Source organism: Ruegeria sp. YTSC004 (genome assembly GCF_059609805.1).
The window spans coordinates 407294-426644 of the sequence record NZ_JBXWMJ010000001.1 but is presented as its reverse complement, the minus strand read 5'-3'; the positions used below and the strand labels follow the sequence as shown (position 1 = coordinate 426644).

The following is a 19351-nucleotide window of genomic DNA, read 5'->3' as shown; positions in this document are numbered from 1 at the left end:
AATTGTCCTGCGTTATAGGGACCGCGCGAAAAGGTGCAAGGGGGATCGGAAACAGGGGCGAAATTGCCGCTTTCCCCCCTTTCCCTTGGCGGCGTATTCTCTATACCGCGCAGCACGACAAATGAGGATGCAATTGCGTATTCGTTTTGATCAGGGGCCAGCCGGGTCAGGAACCAGTTTTGACCGGCCAGCCGATATGATCCGCGCGGACAATGCGGAGGACGTGCCCCAAGCGTTGGAGGCGCTGGACGCGGCGCGCGCGCAAGGGGCTTGGTTGGCCGGCTATGCCAGCTATGAGCTAGGGTACGTGCTGGAACCGCGCCTGTCTGAGCGTTTGCCAGAAGGCCGCCGGCTGCCTTTACTATGCTTCGGCGTTTATGATCGCCCCATTCAGCGGGAATTGCCGGTTGCATCCGGTGGCGTGACCCAGTTTGAGCCGCGCTGGGACGAGGCGCGGTACACGCAGGCGTTTCAACACGTGCACGACGCCATTGGGGCAGGGGATATTTATCAGGCCAACCTGACATTCCCGATTGATATGACTGTAGAGGGCGATAGCGCCGCGCTTTATGCCGCGCTCACGGCCGGACAGCCCGTAGGTCACGGCGCGCTGATCCAGCAGGATGGGTTGCCCGATCTGCTCAGCCGGTCTCCCGAACTGTTCTTTCGCACGAACGCGGACCGCGGGATCGAAACCCGCCCAATGAAGGGGACCCAACCCCGCAGCGAGGATATGGCTGAAGACGCCCGGCGTCGCGCGTTCCTGGCGGTCGACGAAAAGAACCGGGCTGAAAACCTGATGATCGTCGATCTGTTGCGCAACGATATCAGCCGCGTCGCGATGCCCGGATCCGTCAAGGTGCCCGAACTGTTCAAAGTCGAAACTTATGCGACCGTGCATCAGATGATCTCGCTGGTGCAGGCGCAGCTGCATATGGGCGCCGAGCTGTCCGATATCCTGACTGCTCTGTTTCCCTGCGGTTCCATCACCGGTGCCCCCAAAATTCGAGCCATGGAGATTCTGTCCGATCTCGAACCCTGGCCTCGCGATGTTTATTGCGGTGCAATCGGGTGGGCTGCGCCGGACGGGCGTTCCGAATTCAACGTGGCCATCCGAACCCTGATGGTCGAGGATGGCGCGGCCACCCTCAATGTCGGCGGTGGAGTGATCTGGGACAGCACGGCCCCATCGGAATATGAGGAAGCGCTATGGAAAGCTCGCTTTGCCCACCAGCTGACCCTGACTTCCGCCTGATCGAAACACTGGCCTTTCGACCCGGCCAAGGGTTCGTTCGCCGGGATCGACATCTATCCCGTATGGCCCGGTCAGCTGCGGCCATGGGCATGCCTATCGATGTGGGCGCAGCCATCCAGGCACTGGACACTGTCGGAGGGCAATCTCCTCTGCGGTGCCGGCTTACACTGGCAGTTGATGGAACATACGATGTGACAACCGGAGCTTTGGCCGACAACCCACCATTATGGCGGGTCGCGGTCACCAAAATGCGGCTTTCCGCGTCGGATGTTTGGTTGCAGCACAAGACGACACAACGCTCTGTTTATGATACGGCTCGCGCATCGCTGCCGGACGGAATAGACGAATTTCTTTTTCTGAATGAACGTGAAGAACTGTGCGAAGGGACCATCACCAACCTGTTCCTGCATATGCCGGACGGCCGTCGTCTGACGCCAAAGCTGACCTGTGGTTTGCTTCCGGGGATTCTGCGAGAAGAACTGATTGATAATAAACAGGTTACCGAAAGCGTCTTGTCCTTGACCGATCTGAAAAACGCGGAAAAAGTTTTCGTAGGGAATTCCTTACGTGGCCTGATCCGGGCGGAATTGGCGGTATTGTGAGCAAACAAAGCGATTGGGCGCATGACGGGACGCATCACCTGCGGCTACGGCTGGAGTTCGGCCTGTTCTTTATCGCAGTGCCAGTTCTGATTGCAGTCTTTTTTCCTCCGAATTGGATGTTTCCGTCGCTGTTCACCTTCACGGCCATCGGTATCATCCTGCTCCATTACACGCCGGGTTTTGCCTGGGCCGAACTTCGGTACAACTGGCGCAATTGGACGTGGCGCGAGCTCGCTCTCTTCACTGTTGCCATGGCGGCGTTTTGCTCGGCGGTCGTCATGGCGATGCGACCGGATGTTGCATTTCGCATGCTTCTCTACCGGCCCGAATTCCTGGCAGTGATCTGGCTGGCTTACCCGATTGCTTCGGCCCTTCCGCAAGAGCTTTTGTTCCGGTCGCTGTTCTTCCGCCGCTACCAGGCGATCCTGCCAAACGGGAAGGCGGCTTACCTACTGAACGCGTCCTTGTTTTCGCTGGCCCACCTGATGTACTGGAGCTGGATTGTCGCCATCATGACCTTTGGCGGAGGGCTGTTGTTCACTTGGGCCTACCGCCAACGCGGGTCGTTTTTCTACGCGGTCCTGCTGCATGCTATTGCGGGTAATGTTATCTTTGCGGCGGGTCTGGGCATCTATTTCTATTCCGGCAACGTGCAAAGGCCGTTTTGACGGCGCGACCTGCCTTGACTTTCCAAGCCTGACAGGGTGTACCGGCGCGACGAATTCTACGCCCGAAGGGATAAATCCATGCACGCCTACCGCAGCCACACCTGCGCCGCACTGACCGCCGCCAATGTCGGTGAAACCGTCCGCCTGTCCGGTTGGGTGCATCGGGTACGAGATCACGGCGGCGTGCTGTTCATCGATCTGCGCGATCATTTCGGTGTGACACAGGTTCTGTGTGATGGCGACAGTGCAGCTTTTGCCGAGCTTGAGAAAGTACGTTCGGAATGGTGTATCCGCATCGACGGCACCGTCAAAGCACGTGACCCGGAGCTGGTGAACTCGAAACTGCCGACCGGTGAGATTGAAGTTTACGTGCGGGAGCTTGAGGTTCTGGGCGCGGCTGACGAACTGCCGCTGATGGTGTTCGGAGATCAGGAATACCCCGAAGAAACGCGTCTGCGCTACCGTTACCTGGACCTGCGCCGCGAGGCGATGCAGAACAACATGACCCTGCGCTCGGATGTTGTTTCTTCCATGCGCAAACGTATGTGGGATCAGGGCTTCCGCGAGTATCAGACGCCGATCATCACCGCATCGTCGCCTGAAGGCGCGCGTGACTTCCTTGTGCCGTCGCGTTTGCACCCGGGCAAGTTCTACGCGCTGCCGCAGGCCCCGCAGCAGTTCAAACAGCTGATCATGGTGTCGGGCTTTGACAAGTATTTTCAGATCGCCCCCTGCTTCCGTGACGAAGACCCACGTGCCGACCGCTCGCCCACTGATTTCTACCAGCTTGACCTTGAGATGTCATTTGTCGAACAGCAGGACGTGTTCGACACGATCCAGCCGGTTCTAACCGGTGTGTTCGAAGAGTTCGGCGGTGGCCGCAAGGTCGATCAGGAGTGGCCGCAGATCTCCTACAAGGATGCTGCATTGTGGTACGGTTCCGACAAGCCCGACCTGCGGAACCCTATCAAAATGCAAGTGGTCTCTGACCACTTCCGCGGGTCTGGCTTCGCGATTTTCGCGAAGCTGCTGGAGCAGGAAGGCACCGAAATCCGCGCCATCCCGGCGCCGACCGGCGGCAGCCGCAAGTTCTGTGACCGTATGAACGCTTTTGCCCAGAAAGAGGGTCTGCCCGGCATGGGCTACATCTTCTGGCGCGATCAGGGCGAAGGGATGGAGGCCGCAGGACCGCTGGCCAAAAACATCGGCCCCGAGCGCACCGAGGCGATCCGTCAGCAACTGGGGTTGGGCGTTGGTGATGCGGCGTTCTTCCTGGGTGGTAAGCCAAAAACCTTTGAAAAAGTCGCAGGTAAGGCTCGCGACGTGATCGGTGAGGAACTGAACCTGACCGAGAAAAACCGCTTTGCTTTTGCTTGGATCGTGGACTTCCCGATCTACGAGCAGGACGAAGAAACCGGCGCGATCGACTTTGAACACAACCCGTTCTCGATGCCGCAGGGCGGAATGGAGGCTCTGGAAGGCAATCCTCTGGACGTGCGTGGCTATCAGTACGACCTGGCCTGTAACGGGTATGAGCTGGTGTCGGGCGCGATCCGGAACCACAAGCCGGAAATCATGTTGAAAGCCTTTGAACTGGCTGGATACGGCGAAGAAGAAGTAAAAAGCCGCTTTGGTGCGCTGTTCAACGCCTTCCATTATGGTGCGCCGCCGCACGGTGGCTGCGCCGCTGGTATCGACCGTATCGTGATGCTGCTGGCCGATGAAGCCAACATCCGCGAGGTCATGATGTTTCCGATGAACCAGCGTGCCGAGGATCTAATGATGGACGCACCATCCGATCCGACCTCGGATCAGATGATGGAGCTGGGCCTGCGGATCATCCCTCAGGACTGAGAATAGCAAAACCCGCTGCTGACCCTGCAGCGGGTTTTTTCATAGCTTGTGCTTGTACAAAGGTCATGGCTATGGACCGGTATTCATCGCTTGGTCGCAGGTTTGCATAGCTCGTTTGTTGGCGACCTATTCCCATGGGTCCCTAAATGACTTCCGGCTAGAGCGAATATCGCGGGCGGTGGCGCGGGTTTGCCAGTAGACCCAAAGGCACAAGATCGTTGCGGTTATGAAGTAAGCGGTCATCATCTCAAATCGCCTCACGCTGTTCCAAACGGGTCTGCACAATCCCGGCGACCTGAGCAGCCACGGCCGTTACTGGGGTTCCGTCTGCCCGCGACTCGGCAAGCCGCTGGGCCGCTTCGGCCAAAACCGTATCCTCGGCATCGCGGGCAACCCCGCGCAGAAACTGTGCCGCGTAATCCAGCGTGCGCTGATCATTCGGACCGGCCAGAATGTCGGCGATATGCGCCATGTCATCCTGATAGGCCAACGGATCGGCGTTAATGATCTCATCCCGGACGGCATGCAGGCTGCTGGGTCGGCGATCTTCGGGCAAACGTTCTAGGATGGACGTCTGAAAATAGGCCAGCGACTTTAGGGGTTTCGCTAAGAACCCGTCGGCACCGGCCCGCATTGCGGTGCGTTTCATATGGTCATCCCCGGACATGCCAAGAATGGCCCCAATGCGGGGCGCAGCCTCAGACAGATCAGCGATTAGATCCGCGCCGGACCCGTCCGGCAGACCCATGTCTACGATGATGACAGACGGGCGGTAGATCTGCAGGTGACGCCGTGCCGATTGCAGGCAATCCGCCCGCCTGATGCGTGCGCCGCTGTGCAGGCACATCAGCCGAATGGCGTCGCAGGCATAGCGGCTGTCTTCCACAACCAAAATAGTTTGTCCCAGCAGGGGCCGCGTGGCCGTCGGCTGCGCGGGAGAGGCGAAGGGGCTCGAATCGTCCATGGCGGAACTCCTAATCAGCAGATACCTCACGCTAGGAACTTCTGGCTAACAGGGCGTTAACGGCAATTTGGCGCACTTGTTCTTTGTTCAATCAGCCCCCATAACCGCTGCAACGCAGAACAGAGGAGAGTTCCATGATTGGTCGCCTGAACCACGTAGCCATTGCCGTACCCGATCTTGAGGCCGCCTCGGAGCAGTATCGCAACGCGCTGGGCGCGAAAGTCGGCGCGCCGCAGGATGAGCCGGATCACGGCGTCACAGTTGTGTTCATCGAACTGCCCAATACCAAGATCGAACTGCTTTATCCGATGGGCGATGACAGCCCGATCAACGGGTTTCTGGAAAAGAACCCCGCTGGCGGCATCCACCATGTCTGCTATGAGGTCGAGGATATCATCGCTGCCCGCGATCACCTGAAAGAAACCGGCGCGCGCGTGCTGGGTTCGGGTGAGCCCAAGATCGGTGCGCATGGTAAACCGGTGCTGTTCCTGCACCCCAAAGATTTTAACGGCTGCCTGGTCGAGCTGGAACAGGTGTAACCTAACCGCGGAGGGGATAAGATGTCGATTACTGGTGCGGCCGTTCTGTTCGCTGTGATCTGGTTCATGACCTTGCTGGTGGTGCTGCCAATTCGCATCAAGACACAGGGCGATCTGGGTGATATCGTTCCGGGCACCCACGCGGGCGCACCTGAAGAGCATCACCTGAAGAAAAAGATGTGGATCACCACCGGTATCACGGTGGTGATCTGGGCCATTATCGCAGGCATCATCCTGTCCGGCATGATTTCCGTGCGAGACTTCGACTGGCTGAACCAGCTGGAGCCGCAGCGCTGATCTTTAAGCCATAGACCCTGATAGCTTGTGGTAGATATGGGTGAACGTTGCGACCCCAAGGATTGGGATCACAAGGTTCACCAGGGGCACGGATAGCGGGATCGCCATCAAAATGCCTGCCATCCAGATGGTCGTTGCGTGTTTGGCGCGCAGCTTACGTGCACCTTCGCGACCCAACCTGCGCATGGCCGCCAGCGTAAAGTATTCCCGCCCCAACAAGAAACCGTTCATGCCCCAGAAGATGAAGGGAGCGAGTGGGGTAAAGATTGCATAGAGAATCAGGGCCAGCAGGTTGGCAACGATCAGAACTCCCATGAAGCTCAGCCCGTCGCGCAGGCTTTCGCTGAATGGAATGGCTGGTACAGCAGGCAAAGACGGGTAATGCTTGTCTTCGACCGCTTGCGCGACGTCTTCCAGAAACATCGACGTAATCGCCGAGGCCACCGGGACCATCAGAAATACGGGCAGGATCAGGACGACAAAGATGCCGGAATAATTCAGCACGTCGTTCAACCACGGCACGGCACCGATAAAGGGCAGAGAGATCTCGTTCCCCGACAGCCTGTTTATCAGCCAGATCGCCAAAGCACATGCGGCGATCAGCAAAACAATCGTCAGACCAACGCCGCGCAACAGGACAGCCCGGAACTTTGGGTCGCCGATCTGTCCCAGCGCTGCAAAAAAGGCGTTGAGAATGGTCATTCCGAAACCCACTGCGTCAACCCATCCACGTCAGGGCGGGGTCTTTCGGGCGGTGCTTTGCCCTCGGTCGCGATATGGACCAGACCCGCGACGCGTTCATTATCTTGTAGCCCGAACGCCTTTTTGCAAAAGTCCCGGTTGTGGGTCTGCCAACCGGACAGCCAGTTCGCGCCCCAACCCGCAGCAAGCGCCGCGTTCAGCAAAGCCAGGCACACTGCGCCAGCGGAATAGGTCTGTTCGATTGCAGGGATTTTCGCGGAGGGTTTTTGAACCTCGATCACGGCGACCGCCAGATGGCCCATGTCGAACTGACTGCGGGCTTTGGCGATATCCTCAGCAGACTTGCCCAGGGCCGCGCCACAATCTTCGGTCAGCTGCGCCAGACGCGGCATGGCACCTTTCTCAAGCACGATGAAACGCCAGGGTTCCAGCTTGCCATGATCCGGGCTGCGTGCGGCGGCTGTCAGCAGGGGCAACAGCTGTTCCCGCGTCGGTGCGGGTTCAACCAGCGTTTTTGCAGGGCGCGACCGGCGCGATTGCAGAAACTCCAGGGCGGCCGGATTCTTCAAGGACATATGTTAACTTTCTTTACATAGGCGGTTGTGTATGTGGTTGAACATCTGGCGGGTTTCAAGGGCAAGTGGCTGGATGCAGGAGATCAATTTCACTCCCTGAGCGTTCGTGCAAGGATGTTCAAGAAGAAGAGAGGGAAGATGGCCAAACCAAAGCTGCGAAATGTACCGGATCTGAGCGCGCACGCCGTACCCGATGAAGGGATCGAGGTCCGGGTCACGCCGAAAGCTGCGAAGGATGGGATTTTAACCGATCAGGGAAACATTCGCATCACCGTCACCGCGCCGCCCGAAAATGGCAAGGCAAACGAGGCGGTGCGCAACATTTTGGCCGTGGCCATGGGGGTGGCACCGTCCACTCTGATCCTAAAGCGGGGCAGACGTCGCGCGACGAGGTGTTTGTCTATTCACCCTGATCCGGTGTTTCCCGGACTTGGTACACGCCTTCCGGCAAGTCCAAAGCCGCCGCCAGATCGCGCACCTGTTCAGGGGACAACGTGATCCTCTGAATCTGATCCGTGCGCGGGTCCAATTGTTCAAGCGTCACACATTCGGCGAAGCTGTTGATGACGACATCCTCTTGCAAAGGCTTTGGGCCTTCGTCCACCAGAGTAATGACTGTCGAGTCGAATTCATGCTCAATCGAAAACATGAAAGCAGAGTGCAGGTCAGCCGAGTGCAATGCAACCCGTACCTTACCAATCGGGCTGTGGTGATTGGCGCAGCTCCGCGCTATGGTCGTGAAAACGGGCCGACCGTTTCAAAGGATTATGAATGTATCGTCTGATCTGTTTGTTTCTTCCTCTTTTTCTGGCGGCCTGTAGTGCTGGCGAGATGCGATTGCAACCCGCGACCCAATGGTCGGGGACCTTGGGCGAGTATCAGGTAGAGGCGGCCGCAGTTCGAGATGTCAGCCGCTCTATCGGCAAAGAAGCCCGGGCTGAGTGTCTGAAGCGGGCCAAAGTCAAAAATTGCGATTTCACGGTTCTTGTTGATCTCAATCCACAAGCGGAAGCGAATGCGTTTCAGACCTTGGATAACCGGGGTCAGCCGGTGATCATTATGACCCGTTCCATGATTCAGTCAGCACAAAACCCAAATGAACTGGCTTTTGTCCTTGGGCATGAAGCGGCCCATCACCTTCTGCGCCATATCCCTCGTCAGTCGGAAAACGCGCAAGAAAGCGCTGCAATATTCAACAATCTGGGCAAGCTCTTTGGAGAAGAGGGCGAAGACCTGGAGCGCACACAAAAAATTGGGGCGGAAGTGGGTGTTCAATTGAACGTCAAGGCCTTCGAGCTTGAGGCTGACCAGTTGGGCACAATTATTACCCACAATGCCGGATATAACCCGTTGATCGGTGCAAAGTACTTCGACCGCATCCCGGACCCGGAGGACAGTTTTCTGGCGTCACACCCGCCGAATGCGCAGCGTGTGCAGATGGTTCAGAACACGGCCCGAAAACTTGGGCTGACGCAATGACCCAAATAACAAGGCTGGGTGTAATCCTGACGGATCGTGGGTCAAAATACGCGGTGTCGGGAGCTGCGGTGCAAACGCGCGAGGGCGTGGATGCCGTTCTGCAAGACCTCAAGTCCGACAAAGCCTATGCCAAGGCAACGCACAATACCTGGGCGGCGATCTTGCCGACAGGGGCTCTCAAGGCGGACGATGGAGAAAGCGGTGCCGGAATGGTCATCCTGCGCATGCTCGAAAGGGCCGGACTGGAGGGCCACGTCATCATTGTCACCCGCTGGTACGGGGGCAAAAAACTGGGCGGTGACCGGTTTCGCAGGGTGCAGGATGCGACCCGCGCCTATCTGGACCATATCGGTGCCGGGTCTTGACCTGAGTCAAATGCCTGTTCGGGCCGCTGCGCTATCCTGTCAGAACCGTGCGACAGGGAGACAGCGCAATGCTTGGCAAAAATACTCTGAAACGACATGCGGAACTGGTCGACCAGATGGCAACCCACGTCGGGGTCGATCTGGAAGATGCGGCCATAGGCGGTGACGTCTCGATTGACCAGATCTCTGATGCGGTCCTGCGTTGCAGTAATTGTTCGAACCCAGATCATTGTGCGCAATTTCTGGCACAATCTACCCAAGGCCAGAAAACCCCGGAATACTGCAGGAATACGTCCCTGTTTGACCGCCTCACTTCGCTGTCGGAAAGCAAGCGCGACGGATAAGAAAAATCATGCCGCGCCATTGCTGTGTTTGACGGCGCTTTGTGTAAACAAAAGGCAGATCTGCCAATGACCCGAGATACTCTGGGCGACGTGGAGAAACACTTTTGGCTAACCCGGTCGGTAGCCAGATGTATGGATGTTTCGTTGACCGAAGCGATGGCCGAGGGGCGGTTGACCACCAATGGTTATGCGGAGATCGTGACACGCTGTCGTGCCTCTGAATGCAGCGACCAATGCGAATTGTGGTTGTCGAAACAACAGGTCAAAGCCGATTCGGCCCCTGAATTCTGCGTGAATGCAGAAACGCTGAACGCTTTGAAGACTTAGTCAGAGCTTGGAATGCGAACCGTCGCACAGCGGCGGATTGGCCGTTTGTTTGCACCCGCAAAAGAATACTTTCTTGCTGGTTTCGGCAGTAAACTTCACTGGTTCAAACTGGGTTCCCTTGTGTGAACCATCGCAGAAGGGCTGACGCTCTGACTTGCCACAGGCACACCAGAAATAGGTTTTCCCTTCGGTCACTTCGACCGGGTAGGGGGCTTTTTGGGCAGGTTTCGGCTCATCTGACATGTGGCTGCTCCGCTTTTGGCTAATGTCGTGAAACAACTATAAGGCCATCGCGGGGGCGTGTAGAGCGCTTATGTTTCTTTATGCAAGCAGCATGGTTTTGCCGTTCTCACAAAACTGTGATTGATTTTGTTGCAATAATATCAACGAGGTCGTATTTTGAGACTGGCCCCAGATAATAGGGCAATATGAGAAAATTTTTAGAGGAATGACGGACATGAAACTTAAATTTGCTGCCGTTAGTGCAATTGCCCTGGTTCTGGCTGCATGCTCGCAGCAGGAAGAGCCGACGCCGGTTTACATCACGCCTGAATACGACAAGTTCGGCACACCGAGCTGCCCGGCTGGAACCGAGCTGGCCACGACTGAAGCGGGACAGACCATCTGTAACCCGGTCGCTCAGTAAGAATTCTGCGGGCGGTCTTGTTTTGGCCGCCCGCTTACTCAACGCATCCGACCGCCCTTGTTGGGCGGTTTTTTTGTGCCCGCTTTAGGCCGGCGCGGGTCAGATCAGAATGCGTCGAAAATGGGCAATCATCGCCTCGCCAGCCGTCAATATCCGTGCCCAAACGACTTGCGGTGATAGTGTTGACGCCTTGACTCGTACCGTGGTGCATAAAGGTAGCGATAGGATTTCTTTTTTTGCTTTTGCTGAACGTAGGGCGCGTTCTTAGGGGCCGGTTTTGCGTGGTAGACTTTTGGTGTGTAGACTTTCGGAGAGTAATAGTGCCGGTGAATGCGGATTTTATTGCTGTTATGAACATGTTGCGATTTTGACCCAACAACAACTTGGCCGCTCGTTCCAACGGTGATGCTGCCTGCAGTTGCCGGGCCAGAAAAAAGTTGGGACGCAAGTATCGCGGCCAAGCAATTGAATGAGATTGCACGAAAGTACGCCATGAAAACCCTCCTTCCAGCAAGTTGAGGTTTTCATTCATGGTCCGGGAAAATCCCGGCTCAAGCCAATAAACTTAAATCACGCTCTGCCCATCTGGGGTGAACGGGCATATTAGGGTCAGGTGCGTTTGCCCCATAAATCGTATTCGCCGGCCTCATCGATCTCGACCGATACGATGTCACCAGGCTTCAGATCATCGAAACCCTCATCGATGAACAGGTTCCCGTCGATCTCGGGCGCGTCCGCCTTGGTGCGGCACGTGGCGGCTTCGTCATCAACCTCGTCCACGATCACGTCGATGGTCTGGCCGACCTTGGCGGCCAGCTTAGCCTCGGAGATGGCCTGCGCTTTTTCCATGAAGCGTTCCCAACGCTCTTGTTTGACCTCGGCTGGAACGTGATCTGGCAGGTCGTTTGATCGCGCGCCATCGACGTTTTCGTATTGGAAGCAGCCAACACGATCCAGTTGCGCCTCGTCCATCCAATCCAGAAGGGTCTGGAACTCGGCCTCGGTCTCGCCCGGATAACCGACGATAAAGGTCGACCGCAGCGTGATGTCCGGGCAGGTTGCGCGCCATGCGGCGATCTCATCCAAAGTCTTGGCTCCCGCTGCCGGGCGTGCCATGCGTTTCAGAACGTCCGGATGGGCATGCTGGAACGGGATGTCCAGATAGGGCAGGATGTTGCATCCGGCGTCGGCCATCAGGGGGATCAACTCGCGCACATGCGGGTAGGGGTAGACATAGTGGAGCCGAACCCATGCATCCAACTGCCCCAGCTCACGCGCCAGATCGGTGATGTGGCTGCGCACCTCGCGGTCCTTCCACGGGTTTAAGTCATACTTCCGGTCCAACCCATAGGCGGATGTGTCCTGCGAGATCACCAGCAATTCACGCACGCCATTGTCGACCAGCTTTTCGGCTTCGCGCAGCACCGCGTGGGCCGGGCGGCTGGCGAGCTTGCCGCGCATGTCAGGGATGATGCAGAACTTGCATTTGTGGTTACAGCCCTCGGAAATCTTGAGATAGCTGTAATGTCGGGGGGTCAACTGTACGCTTGCAGCAGGCAGCAGGTCCACAAACGGATCAGGATCGGGCGGCACTGCCGAATGCACCGCATCCAGTACCTGCTCGTATTGATGCGGGCCGGTAACAGCCATGATGCGCGGGTGATGTTCGCGGATGTAATCCGGTTCCGCGCCCAGACAGCCGGTCACGATGACCTTGCCATTCTCGACCAGCGCCTCGCCGATCGCGTCCAGCGACTCGGCCTTGGCACTGTCGAGAAACCCGCAGGTATTCACGATCACGGCATCCGCGCCTGAATAGTCGGGCGAGATGCCGTATCCTTCGGCACGCAGGCGCGTCAGAATGCGCTCACTATCGACCAGGGCCTTGGGGCAGCCCAAGGATACCATACCGATGGTCGGCTGGTTCGAACGTGGCGTCTCGGGCATCCGGGCGGTAGGCGCCAGGTCGGGGCGGAGGTTTGGCGGGTTCGTTGTCATTGCGCGGCATATAGTGGGGAACGCTTCCCCTTGCAAATGCGGCGCAGGCTTTGGATGATCTTTTTAACGCATGAAAAAAGGCGGAGAGCAGAATATGAAGTGGCTGTTGCGCATAGTTTTCCTGTTGGTGGCGGTTTTTGGATTGGTCATCGGGGCCTTGCTGCTGATGCCCGGCGACAAGCTGGCCACCATATTGGCCGAGCAGGTCCGCACCCAAACCGGGCGTGACCTGAAGCTTACGGGTGATGTGAACCTGTCTTTCTGGCCCGTGCTGGGGCTGGAAACCGGTCCGGTGACTTTTGGAAATGCACAATGGGCCGGTCCTGAACCAATGCTGAGCGCCGAAAGCCTGGCCGTGGGGGTTGATGCTGCAGCGCTGATCTCCGGAGACCTACGCATCAAACGGGTGATTGCCGACAATCCGGTTCTGCGGTTGGAACTTTCGGATGGGCGTGGGAATTGGGAACTTTCGGCACCCGCAAACACAACCTCGGCGGGGGCTGCAAGCGGCGCGGCACCGCAAGGGCAGCAGGGCGAGGTGACGCTGGATCATCTGAAGCTGACGAATGCACGTTTGGTCTATATCGAAAACGGCGCAACTAAATTCGATTTTGCCAATGTCAATCTGGCGGCCAGTTGGCCGGACGTTTCGGCGCCTCTGCAGGTTCAGGCTCAGATGGCAGTGCCCGGGGGGGCGGTCGATGTCGACCTCAAGATTCAAGATCTGCCAGCTTACGCGTCCGGCGCGGTAACGCCGCTGGATTTGACCATGACCGCGCCCGGAGGAGAGTTCGGTTTTGCAGGCCGGGTCAATCTGGCTGGTGAAATGGATGGCAGATTGCTGGCCAAAACGACGAACACGGAACGTATGCTGGCTGCTTTTGGTCAGGCCGGTGTTGGGGAGCCATTGGGTCTTGGGCGCGAGGCTGACGTGGCCGGGCAAATGACCTATACCAGCGATGGTCGGATTTCACTGCGCAATTTGGTGGCGTTGCTGGATAATAATCGCCTGACCGGCGAGGCAGATATCGTTATCTCGGACCCGCCGCAGATTACCGCGCGGCTGGAAGGCGGTGACCTGGATCTTACTCAATTCAATTATACGCCTGGTGGCGCTGGCGGAGGGTCGGCGCCGTCGCCTGACCAAGGGTGGTCGACCACCCCGATTGATGCGTCTGCGCTGGCCTTGGCGAATGGCAAAATCCGCCTCAAAGCCAATTCCATTGCCGTACCGGGCCTGACGCTGGGACCCAGCGATCTGACGCTTAACCTTGATCGATCCAGGGCGGTTCTTCAGATGAATCCTGCCACATTGTTTTCAGGGCATCTGAACGGGCAAGTGGTTGCCAACAACCGGAACGGTTTATCGGTCGGCGGCAATCTGACCGCGGATGGTATGGACGTACAGCAAGCTCTGTCCGCCCTTGGCGGGATCGAGCGGTTGTCCGGCACCGGATCAGGATCGTTTGAGTTTCTGGGAGTTGGACAGACCGAGGATCAGATCATGCGCTCACTCAGCGGCAAGGGTCGTGTGGACGTGGGCAAGGGCGTGATCTCGGGGTTTGATCTGGACCGCCTGATGGGCCGCAGCGGGGGTGAGGGCGGCACAACCGTATTCAACAGCCTGTCCGCCAGCTTCACCATGGATCAAGGGGTATTGTGGAACAACGACCTATTGATGGCGCTGGATAACTTCCGAGCCGACGGTTCCGGTCGGGTCGGAATCGGCAACCGCGATATCGACTATCTTTTCACACCTGTTGCGCTGCGCGCGAATTCGGGAAACGGCATCGCGGTACCAGTGAAAATCGTCGGGCCGTGGAGCAACCCGTCGATCAAGCCGGATCTGACCAAAGTCATTGAAGCTGTTGCTGAAGGAAAAGCCAAAGAGCTTGAAGATGAGGCCAAGCAGAAAGTCTTAGACAAAGTCGGGGACGAGCTGAACACGACGATTACGGACAGTGATCAGATCGAAGATGCGATCAAGAACAAACTGGAAGACGAAGTGAACAAGGGGCTGCTGAAGCTATTTGGCGGTAACTAATCAGCGCCAATACGCAAAGGTTTCGGGGCAGAAGATGCCCCGAAACGCAGTAGTGCTTAGATGGTCTGATCGTAGTCGCCCACGCCGGGTTCGGTGCGAATGACCGCGTCGATATCGGCAAAGATTGCGCGCATTTCGTCCTCGCTCTGGCTGCTTTCGCAGACCACAACAAGGTTCGGAGTGTTCGAGGATGCGCGCACCAGACCCCAGCTGCCATTGTCCAGAATGACACGAGCGCCATTGACAGTGACGACCTCTTTGATCGCGCGACCGGCAAAGGTATCTCCGGCATCTGCCTTGGCAACCAGCTTGTCGACCAACCGCTGAAGAATGTCATACTTCTCGGTATCGGCGGCATAGGGCGACATGGTCGGCGTCGACCAGGTTTTCGGCAGCGCTTTACGCAGGTCCGACATGCTTTGGTCAGGATTGCGATCCATCAGCTTGCAGATTTCAACGGCAACCCGCATCCCGCAGTCGTAGCCGCGCCCGATCGGTTCAGCCAGAAAGTAGTGACCAGACTTTTCAAAACCGGCGAGCGCGTTGATCTCTTTGACCCGACGCTTCATGTGGCTGTGGCCGGTTTTCCAGTAATCCGCTTTGACACCAAGGGCCTGCAATTCGGGGTCACTGGCAAACAGACCAGTGGATTTCACATCTGCCACAAAGGTCGAGTTCGGATACAATTTGGCCAGATCACGGGCCATGATCACACCGACCTTGTCGGCGAAGATCTCTTCCCCCTCATCATCCACAACACCGCAGCGGTCGCCGTCGCCGTCAAAGCCCAGAGCCAGATCAGCACCGCTGGCTTTCACAGAGGCGGACATGTCGTGCAACATCTCCATAGCCTCGGGGTTGGGGTTATAGTGGGGGAAAGTGTAATCCAATTGGGTGTGGCTGGGCACCATTTCGACGCCAATGCGCTCGAAAATCTCAGGCGCAAAGGCCGCAGCTGTTCCGTTTCCGGTTGCGCATACGACTTTCAGGGGACGGGACATTTTGAAATCACCGACCAGATCGTCGATATAGGCTTCTTTTACGCCCTCGACGAATTCGTAGGACCCACCGTCGTGGGTGACGCCTTCGCCGTTCAGGACAATGTCACGCAATTCTGACATCTCATCGGGGCCGTGGGTCAGCGGGCGGTCAAAGCCCATCTTCACCCCGGTCCAGCCGTTCGGATTGTGGCTGGCTGTGACCATGGCTACGGCGGGCACATCCAGATGGAATTGCGCGAAATAGGCCATCGGGCTAAGCGCAGGGCCAATATCTTTGACCTGAATGCCAGCCTGCATCAGCCCCAGGATCAGCGCATTCTTGATCGCCAGCGAGTAGTCGCGATAGTCGTTGCCCACCGCGATCACCGGTTCGATCCCACGCTTGCGCATCTGTGTGCCCAGACCCAAGCCAAGCGCGGTCATGCCGGGCAGGTTGATCTCTTCCGGGTATTTCCAGCGCGCGTCATATTCGCGAAAGCCGGTTGGCTTGATCATCGGATCGCGCAGAAAACTCCAGGTGTTCGGGGTCACCTCGGGGATGGGTTTGGTCATGCTATTGCTCTTACTCAAATCTGTATAGGATTGGCTTTGGCCAATGCATCAAAGCGCATCAAAGTGTCAATCAATTGAGGCATTTGGTCCAGATAGATCATGTTCGGACCGTCTGACGGAGACTTGTCCGGGTCTTCGTGTGTTTCAATAAACACAGCACCGACGCCTATGGCGGCAGCTGCGCGCGCCATCACCGGAGCAAATTCACGCTGACCACCGGTCGAACCTCCAAGCCCTGCAGGCTGCTGAACCGAGTGGGTTGCGTCCATCACAACCGGATAGCCTGTCGCCGCCATCTGCGGGAGCGAGCGCATATCTGTCACCAAGGTGTTGTACCCAAACGAGGTGCCACGTTCTGTCAGCAGAATATTCGAGTTACCAACACTCTCTATCTTGGTGACAATGTTCGCCATATCCCATGGTGCCAGAAATTGCCCTTTTTTAACATTGATCGCCGCGCCTGTTTGGGCTGCGGCCAACACCAAGTCGGTTTGACGGCACAATAACGCGGGAATCTGCAAAACATCACAAACATTGGCAGCGTCCGCGCATTGCTCTGGCGTATGTACGTCAGTCAGGACAGGCACCCCAGTTTGTTTTTTCACATCATCCAGAATGTACAGACCTTTGGCAATTCCGGGTCCACGGACACCTGAAATTGAGGTGCGGTTCGCCTTGTCATACGAGGCCTTAAAAACGTACTGCGCACCGGCGGCATCACAGGCTTCTTTCATTTTGCCTGCGATCATCTGCGCATGATCCGCGCTTTCAAGCTGACAGGGGCCGGCAATGACCGTCAGAGGCAGATCATTGCCGACCGTGAGGTCGGAGATTTTTACATGTTTCATGTGTCTTACGAGGATACCTGTTCACGAAGGACCGACGCGGTAAGCGAGATCAACAGGTAGATACCAGCAAACAACAGAAAAGCCAAAATCGTATTTTCGAACTTGCGCGGATAGGTGGGTTCCTGACTTGGCACCGGCCTTACGGACACCGTCAGATAGCGCACTTTGCGGTTTGCTTCAGTCCGTGTGGTTTCCATTTGCTGCATAGCTGTCTGCAGTATCATGTCCCTGGCAACAAGATCGGCCTGCGCCATTTGAATTCGTACACTGAGCCGGGCAAGCGAATTTTCGCCTGCAGACACATCCAGCATTTCCGCGTTGAGTTCTGCCAACACAGCCTCAAATCGCGCGATGTCCGCACGGGCACCATCCACCTTGGCCTGGTTCGGACGACGATTGTCCAGCAATGCGGCCAATTGTAGTTCTTTGTCCTGAATCTGCGTTTCCATGGCGTCTATGCGGCCACGCAAGCTGGCGATGACGTTCTGAGGGTCCAGCAACGCGCCTTGAATCTGAAGTTCGATCAGATCTTCCTGCGCTTTTCTGCGTTCCTGCTGGGCCATTTCAAAACCATCCAGCGCATCGCGCATCTGGTCTTCGCGCTTAAGTTCTGTAAGCCCGTTTATGGTTTCTTCGGCGTAGGACAGAAGACGGTCAGAGATGGCCACCGAAATCTGCGGATCAGGGGCCGCGACTTCCATCCGGATAATGCCGTCGCTCGGGTCGTACCCGATGGTGATCATGCGTCGGAAGAGCTTGTAGGCCTCTTCCAGCGTGGCGTCCGGCGAAAGCCGTTGAATAGGATCGATCCACTCCTGCTTGAAAATTTCTTCAAAGCCCATGTCACGTTCAAGCCTCAGCAAGGCATCCTTGGACTCCAGAAATTCCTGTGTGGCGACAGAATCCTGCGCGGTGGCATATTGTGTGCCCGCCAAAAACCCGCCAAACGATGCCCCGCCGCCGTCCGCCTGAAGGATCGAGAAGGCCGAGTCGCTGGCATACATGGGCGTCGCCACTCGGTAGAAATAGAACCCGACAATAAAGGTGGGCAGGAAGACGAAAACCGCAAGGCGGGCAAACAGGGCAAGCAGTTTGCGACGGCGGCGGCGGGCGATGTCTTTCTGTATCTCGCCAATTTCAAACTCGCGCCGTTGCGTAGGGGACATCTCCGGTCCGGGCAGGGTCCTTCCACCTTCGCTGACCGTTTGCGGCAAATGAATCGTGACCTTGTCCTTGGTCTGATCCTCGGTCTGTGCCGTTTCACCCGCCATCCCCAGCAAATTGGCGCGATGAAACGGATCGATGCCCTTTTGGCGCAGCAAACGCACCGCATCATAGTCCGAAGTCGCCTCCAGCCCGTTCTTCTGCGCCAGTCTGCGTGCCATCCGCAATTGACGCCCGGTCAGCCCTTCGTTTTTGATGGCGTCAATCTCGGTATTGGACTCTGAGTCATTGGCCGCAGCGGGTGGCCGCGTCGCGTTGCGAATGCGCGAAATGGCGTCAGCGCGGTCTTCTTCCGTTCCCGCATTGCGGCGTTTGCGGCGCCAGTTGTAGATGCTAGCCTTGGGTTTGGTAGTCATATAGCTGCTTTGCCTCTTCCAAGGTGTCGAACATATAAAGCTGGCCATCCATCAAAACGGCAGCCTCTTGCGCAAATTTCTCCAGCACGGCGGGACTGTGTGACACGATCACCAATGTTGTCGTGCGTAGTTTTTCCCGAAGGATGTCGCCGGCCTTCCTGTTGAATTCGACATCAGTCGACGCCGGCATGCCTTCGTCAATCAGGTACATGTCGAAATCCAGAGCTAACATCAAAGCAAACGTAAAGCGCCCCTTCATACCGCTGGAATAAGTGGCCAGGGGTTGGTCGAAATACTCCCCCAATCCGCATAGCCATTTGCAGTAGGCTTCGACATAATCGGGGTCCATCCCGTAGATGTTGGCGACGTAGCGCGCGTTTTCCAGGGCGGACAGTTTGTTTGCGACACCTCCGGTGAAACCCATAGGAAAAGATACCCGGCAGGACTTTCGAATCACGCCTTCATCGGGCTTTTCCAGACCTGCCATCATGTTGATCAAGGTGGTCTTGCCGGTTCCGTTAGGTGCAAGAATGCCAATCGAACGGCCCAGTTGGACCCGAAACGAGACACTGTCCAGGATCACCTTGCGGCGTGTCCCGGTCCAGAAGGACTTACTAACATTCTCAAACTCAAGCATTGAGGGCCTGCTGCTTGCACCTTGTTAAGCTTACCGGATGTGTCGGTAATCGGGTTGTTATCCTACGTTTTATG

The 19351-nt window shown here is 57.0% G+C and carries 22 protein-coding genes and 1 pseudogene; 13 read left to right on the top strand and 10 right to left on the bottom strand.

Features of this window, described 5'->3' with window-relative positions; all coding sequences use genetic code 11:
- Positions 1-127: 127 nt before the first annotated feature.
- From AC2FFP_RS02125 to aspS, 4 genes are all read left to right on the top strand, one after another.
- On the top strand, positions 128-1255 hold the full coding sequence (locus tag AC2FFP_RS02125; protein ID WP_496769154.1) for an aminodeoxychorismate synthase component I: 1128 nt from the start codon (positions 128-130) through the stop codon (positions 1253-1255).
- Entirely contained in the window at positions 1210-1857 is a 648-nt protein-coding gene (locus tag AC2FFP_RS02120) for an aminotransferase class IV family protein (protein ID WP_496769046.1), read from the top strand. The genes AC2FFP_RS02125 and AC2FFP_RS02120 overlap by 46 nt, the downstream gene beginning before the upstream one ends.
- Complete coding sequence (locus AC2FFP_RS02115; protein WP_496769044.1) at positions 1854-2525, top strand: CPBP family intramembrane glutamic endopeptidase; 672 nt, start codon at positions 1854-1856, stop codon at positions 2523-2525. Before AC2FFP_RS02120 ends, AC2FFP_RS02115 begins: the two co-directional genes overlap by 4 nt.
- 78 nt (positions 2526-2603) lie before the next feature.
- Complete coding sequence (gene aspS / locus AC2FFP_RS02110; protein ID WP_496769043.1) at positions 2604-4379, top strand: aspartate--tRNA ligase; 1776 nt, start codon at positions 2604-2606, stop codon at positions 4377-4379.
- A 247-nt stretch (positions 4380-4626) separates the two neighbouring features.
- Here the strand turns inward: aspS and AC2FFP_RS02105 are convergent, their stop codons facing one another.
- Entirely contained in the window at positions 4627-5343 is a 717-nt protein-coding gene (locus tag AC2FFP_RS02105; protein WP_496724060.1) for a response regulator, read from the bottom strand.
- 134 nt (positions 5344-5477) lie between these two features.
- Here AC2FFP_RS02105 and mce point away from each other — a divergent pair, with 134 nt between their 5' ends.
- Both mce and AC2FFP_RS02095 read left to right on the top strand, forming a co-directional pair.
- The gene (gene mce / locus AC2FFP_RS02100) at positions 5478-5882 is read left to right on the top strand and encodes a methylmalonyl-CoA epimerase (RefSeq protein WP_058275955.1); all 405 of its coding nucleotides are present in this window, start codon (positions 5478-5480) and stop codon (positions 5880-5882) included.
- 21 nt (positions 5883-5903) lie between these two features.
- Positions 5904-6179 carry a DUF1467 family protein gene (locus AC2FFP_RS02095; protein WP_496769039.1) on the top strand — a complete coding sequence of 92 codons (276 nt, stop codon included), beginning with the start codon at positions 5904-5906 and terminating at the stop codon, positions 6177-6179.
- 3 nt (positions 6180-6182) lie between these two features.
- Here AC2FFP_RS02095 and AC2FFP_RS02090 read toward each other — a convergent pair whose 3' ends face one another.
- Both AC2FFP_RS02090 and AC2FFP_RS02085 read right to left on the bottom strand, forming a co-directional pair.
- Positions 6183-6881, bottom strand: a complete 699-nt coding sequence (locus AC2FFP_RS02090) for an EI24 domain-containing protein (RefSeq protein ID WP_496769036.1) — start codon at positions 6879-6881, stop codon at positions 6183-6185.
- Positions 6878-7456, bottom strand: a complete 579-nt coding sequence (locus tag AC2FFP_RS02085; protein ID WP_496769034.1) for a nitroreductase family protein — start codon at positions 7454-7456, stop codon at positions 6878-6880. Before AC2FFP_RS02085 ends, AC2FFP_RS02090 begins: the two co-directional genes overlap by 4 nt.
- Positions 7457-7594: 138 nt before the next feature.
- Here AC2FFP_RS02085 and AC2FFP_RS02080 point away from each other — a divergent pair.
- Positions 7595-7869, top strand: a pseudogene (locus AC2FFP_RS02080) (DUF167 domain-containing protein).
- Here the strand turns inward: AC2FFP_RS02080 and AC2FFP_RS02075 are convergent.
- Positions 7857-8105, bottom strand: a complete 249-nt coding sequence (locus AC2FFP_RS02075; protein ID WP_496738177.1) for a DUF8831 family protein — start codon at positions 8103-8105, stop codon at positions 7857-7859. The pseudogene AC2FFP_RS02080 and the gene AC2FFP_RS02075 overlap by 13 nt on opposite strands.
- A 122-nt stretch (positions 8106-8227) precedes the next feature.
- Here AC2FFP_RS02075 and AC2FFP_RS02070 point away from each other — a divergent pair, with 122 nt between their 5' ends.
- The 4 genes from AC2FFP_RS02070 to AC2FFP_RS02055 all read left to right on the top strand — a co-directional run bounded on the left by AC2FFP_RS02070 (position 8228) and on the right by AC2FFP_RS02055 (position 9971).
- A complete protein-coding gene (locus tag AC2FFP_RS02070) occupies positions 8228-8935 on the top strand; it encodes a M48 family metallopeptidase (protein WP_496843627.1) in 708 nt (235 codons plus the stop codon).
- A complete protein-coding gene (locus AC2FFP_RS02065; RefSeq protein ID WP_496843626.1) occupies positions 8932-9300 on the top strand; it encodes a YigZ family protein in 369 nt (122 codons plus the stop codon). The genes AC2FFP_RS02070 and AC2FFP_RS02065 overlap by 4 nt, the downstream gene beginning before the upstream one ends.
- A gap of 68 nt (positions 9301-9368) precedes the next feature.
- Entirely contained in the window at positions 9369-9644 is a 276-nt protein-coding gene (locus AC2FFP_RS02060; RefSeq protein ID WP_496843625.1) for a DUF6455 family protein, read from the top strand.
- Positions 9645-9710: 66 nt separating this feature from the next.
- Positions 9711-9971 carry a DUF6455 family protein gene (locus AC2FFP_RS02055; RefSeq protein ID WP_496843624.1) on the top strand — a complete coding sequence of 87 codons (261 nt, stop codon included), beginning with the start codon at positions 9711-9713 and terminating at the stop codon, positions 9969-9971.
- On the opposite strand, the gene AC2FFP_RS02050 is transcribed toward AC2FFP_RS02055, so the two are convergent.
- Positions 9972-10214 (bottom strand): CDGSH iron-sulfur domain-containing protein, encoded by a 243-nt coding sequence (locus AC2FFP_RS02050; protein ID WP_496724077.1) that lies wholly within the window; start codon positions 10212-10214, stop codon positions 9972-9974.
- Positions 10215-10428: 214 nt separating this feature from the next.
- Between AC2FFP_RS02050 and AC2FFP_RS02045 the strand changes: the two genes are divergently transcribed.
- Positions 10429-10617: a hypothetical protein gene (locus AC2FFP_RS02045; RefSeq protein ID WP_058275732.1), complete on the top strand. Its 189-nt coding sequence runs from the start codon at positions 10429-10431 to the stop codon at positions 10615-10617.
- A gap of 609 nt (positions 10618-11226) precedes the next feature.
- Here the strand turns inward: AC2FFP_RS02045 and rimO are convergent.
- Positions 11227-12615 (bottom strand): 30S ribosomal protein S12 methylthiotransferase RimO, encoded by a 1389-nt coding sequence (rimO, locus tag AC2FFP_RS02040; RefSeq protein ID WP_496769027.1) that lies wholly within the window; start codon positions 12613-12615, stop codon positions 11227-11229.
- A 94-nt stretch (positions 12616-12709) separates the two neighbouring features.
- Between rimO and AC2FFP_RS02035 the strand changes: the two genes are divergently transcribed.
- Positions 12710-14659: an AsmA family protein gene (locus tag AC2FFP_RS02035; protein ID WP_496843623.1), complete on the top strand. Its 1950-nt coding sequence runs from the start codon at positions 12710-12712 to the stop codon at positions 14657-14659.
- A gap of 56 nt (positions 14660-14715) precedes the next feature.
- Here AC2FFP_RS02035 and AC2FFP_RS02030 read toward each other — a convergent pair whose 3' ends face one another.
- The 4 genes from AC2FFP_RS02030 to AC2FFP_RS02015 are packed head-to-tail and all read right to left on the bottom strand — an operon-like array spanning position 14716 to position 19277.
- The gene (locus tag AC2FFP_RS02030; RefSeq protein WP_496843622.1) at positions 14716-16212 is read right to left on the bottom strand and encodes a phosphomannomutase/phosphoglucomutase; all 1497 of its coding nucleotides are present in this window, start codon (positions 16210-16212) and stop codon (positions 14716-14718) included.
- Between the two features lie 14 nt (positions 16213-16226).
- A complete protein-coding gene (gene kdsA / locus AC2FFP_RS02025; protein ID WP_496843621.1) occupies positions 16227-17060 on the bottom strand; it encodes a 3-deoxy-8-phosphooctulonate synthase in 834 nt (277 codons plus the stop codon).
- A gap of 5 nt (positions 17061-17065) precedes the next feature.
- Positions 17066-18640 carry a KpsE/RkpR family capsule polysaccharide export protein gene (locus AC2FFP_RS02020; protein ID WP_496769020.1) on the bottom strand — a complete coding sequence of 525 codons (1575 nt, stop codon included), beginning with the start codon at positions 18638-18640 and terminating at the stop codon, positions 17066-17068.
- The gene (locus tag AC2FFP_RS02015; protein WP_282151737.1) at positions 18618-19277 is read right to left on the bottom strand and encodes an ABC transporter ATP-binding protein; all 660 of its coding nucleotides are present in this window, start codon (positions 19275-19277) and stop codon (positions 18618-18620) included. Before AC2FFP_RS02015 ends, AC2FFP_RS02020 begins: the two co-directional genes overlap by 23 nt.
- Between the last annotated feature and the right edge of the window lie 74 nt (positions 19278-19351).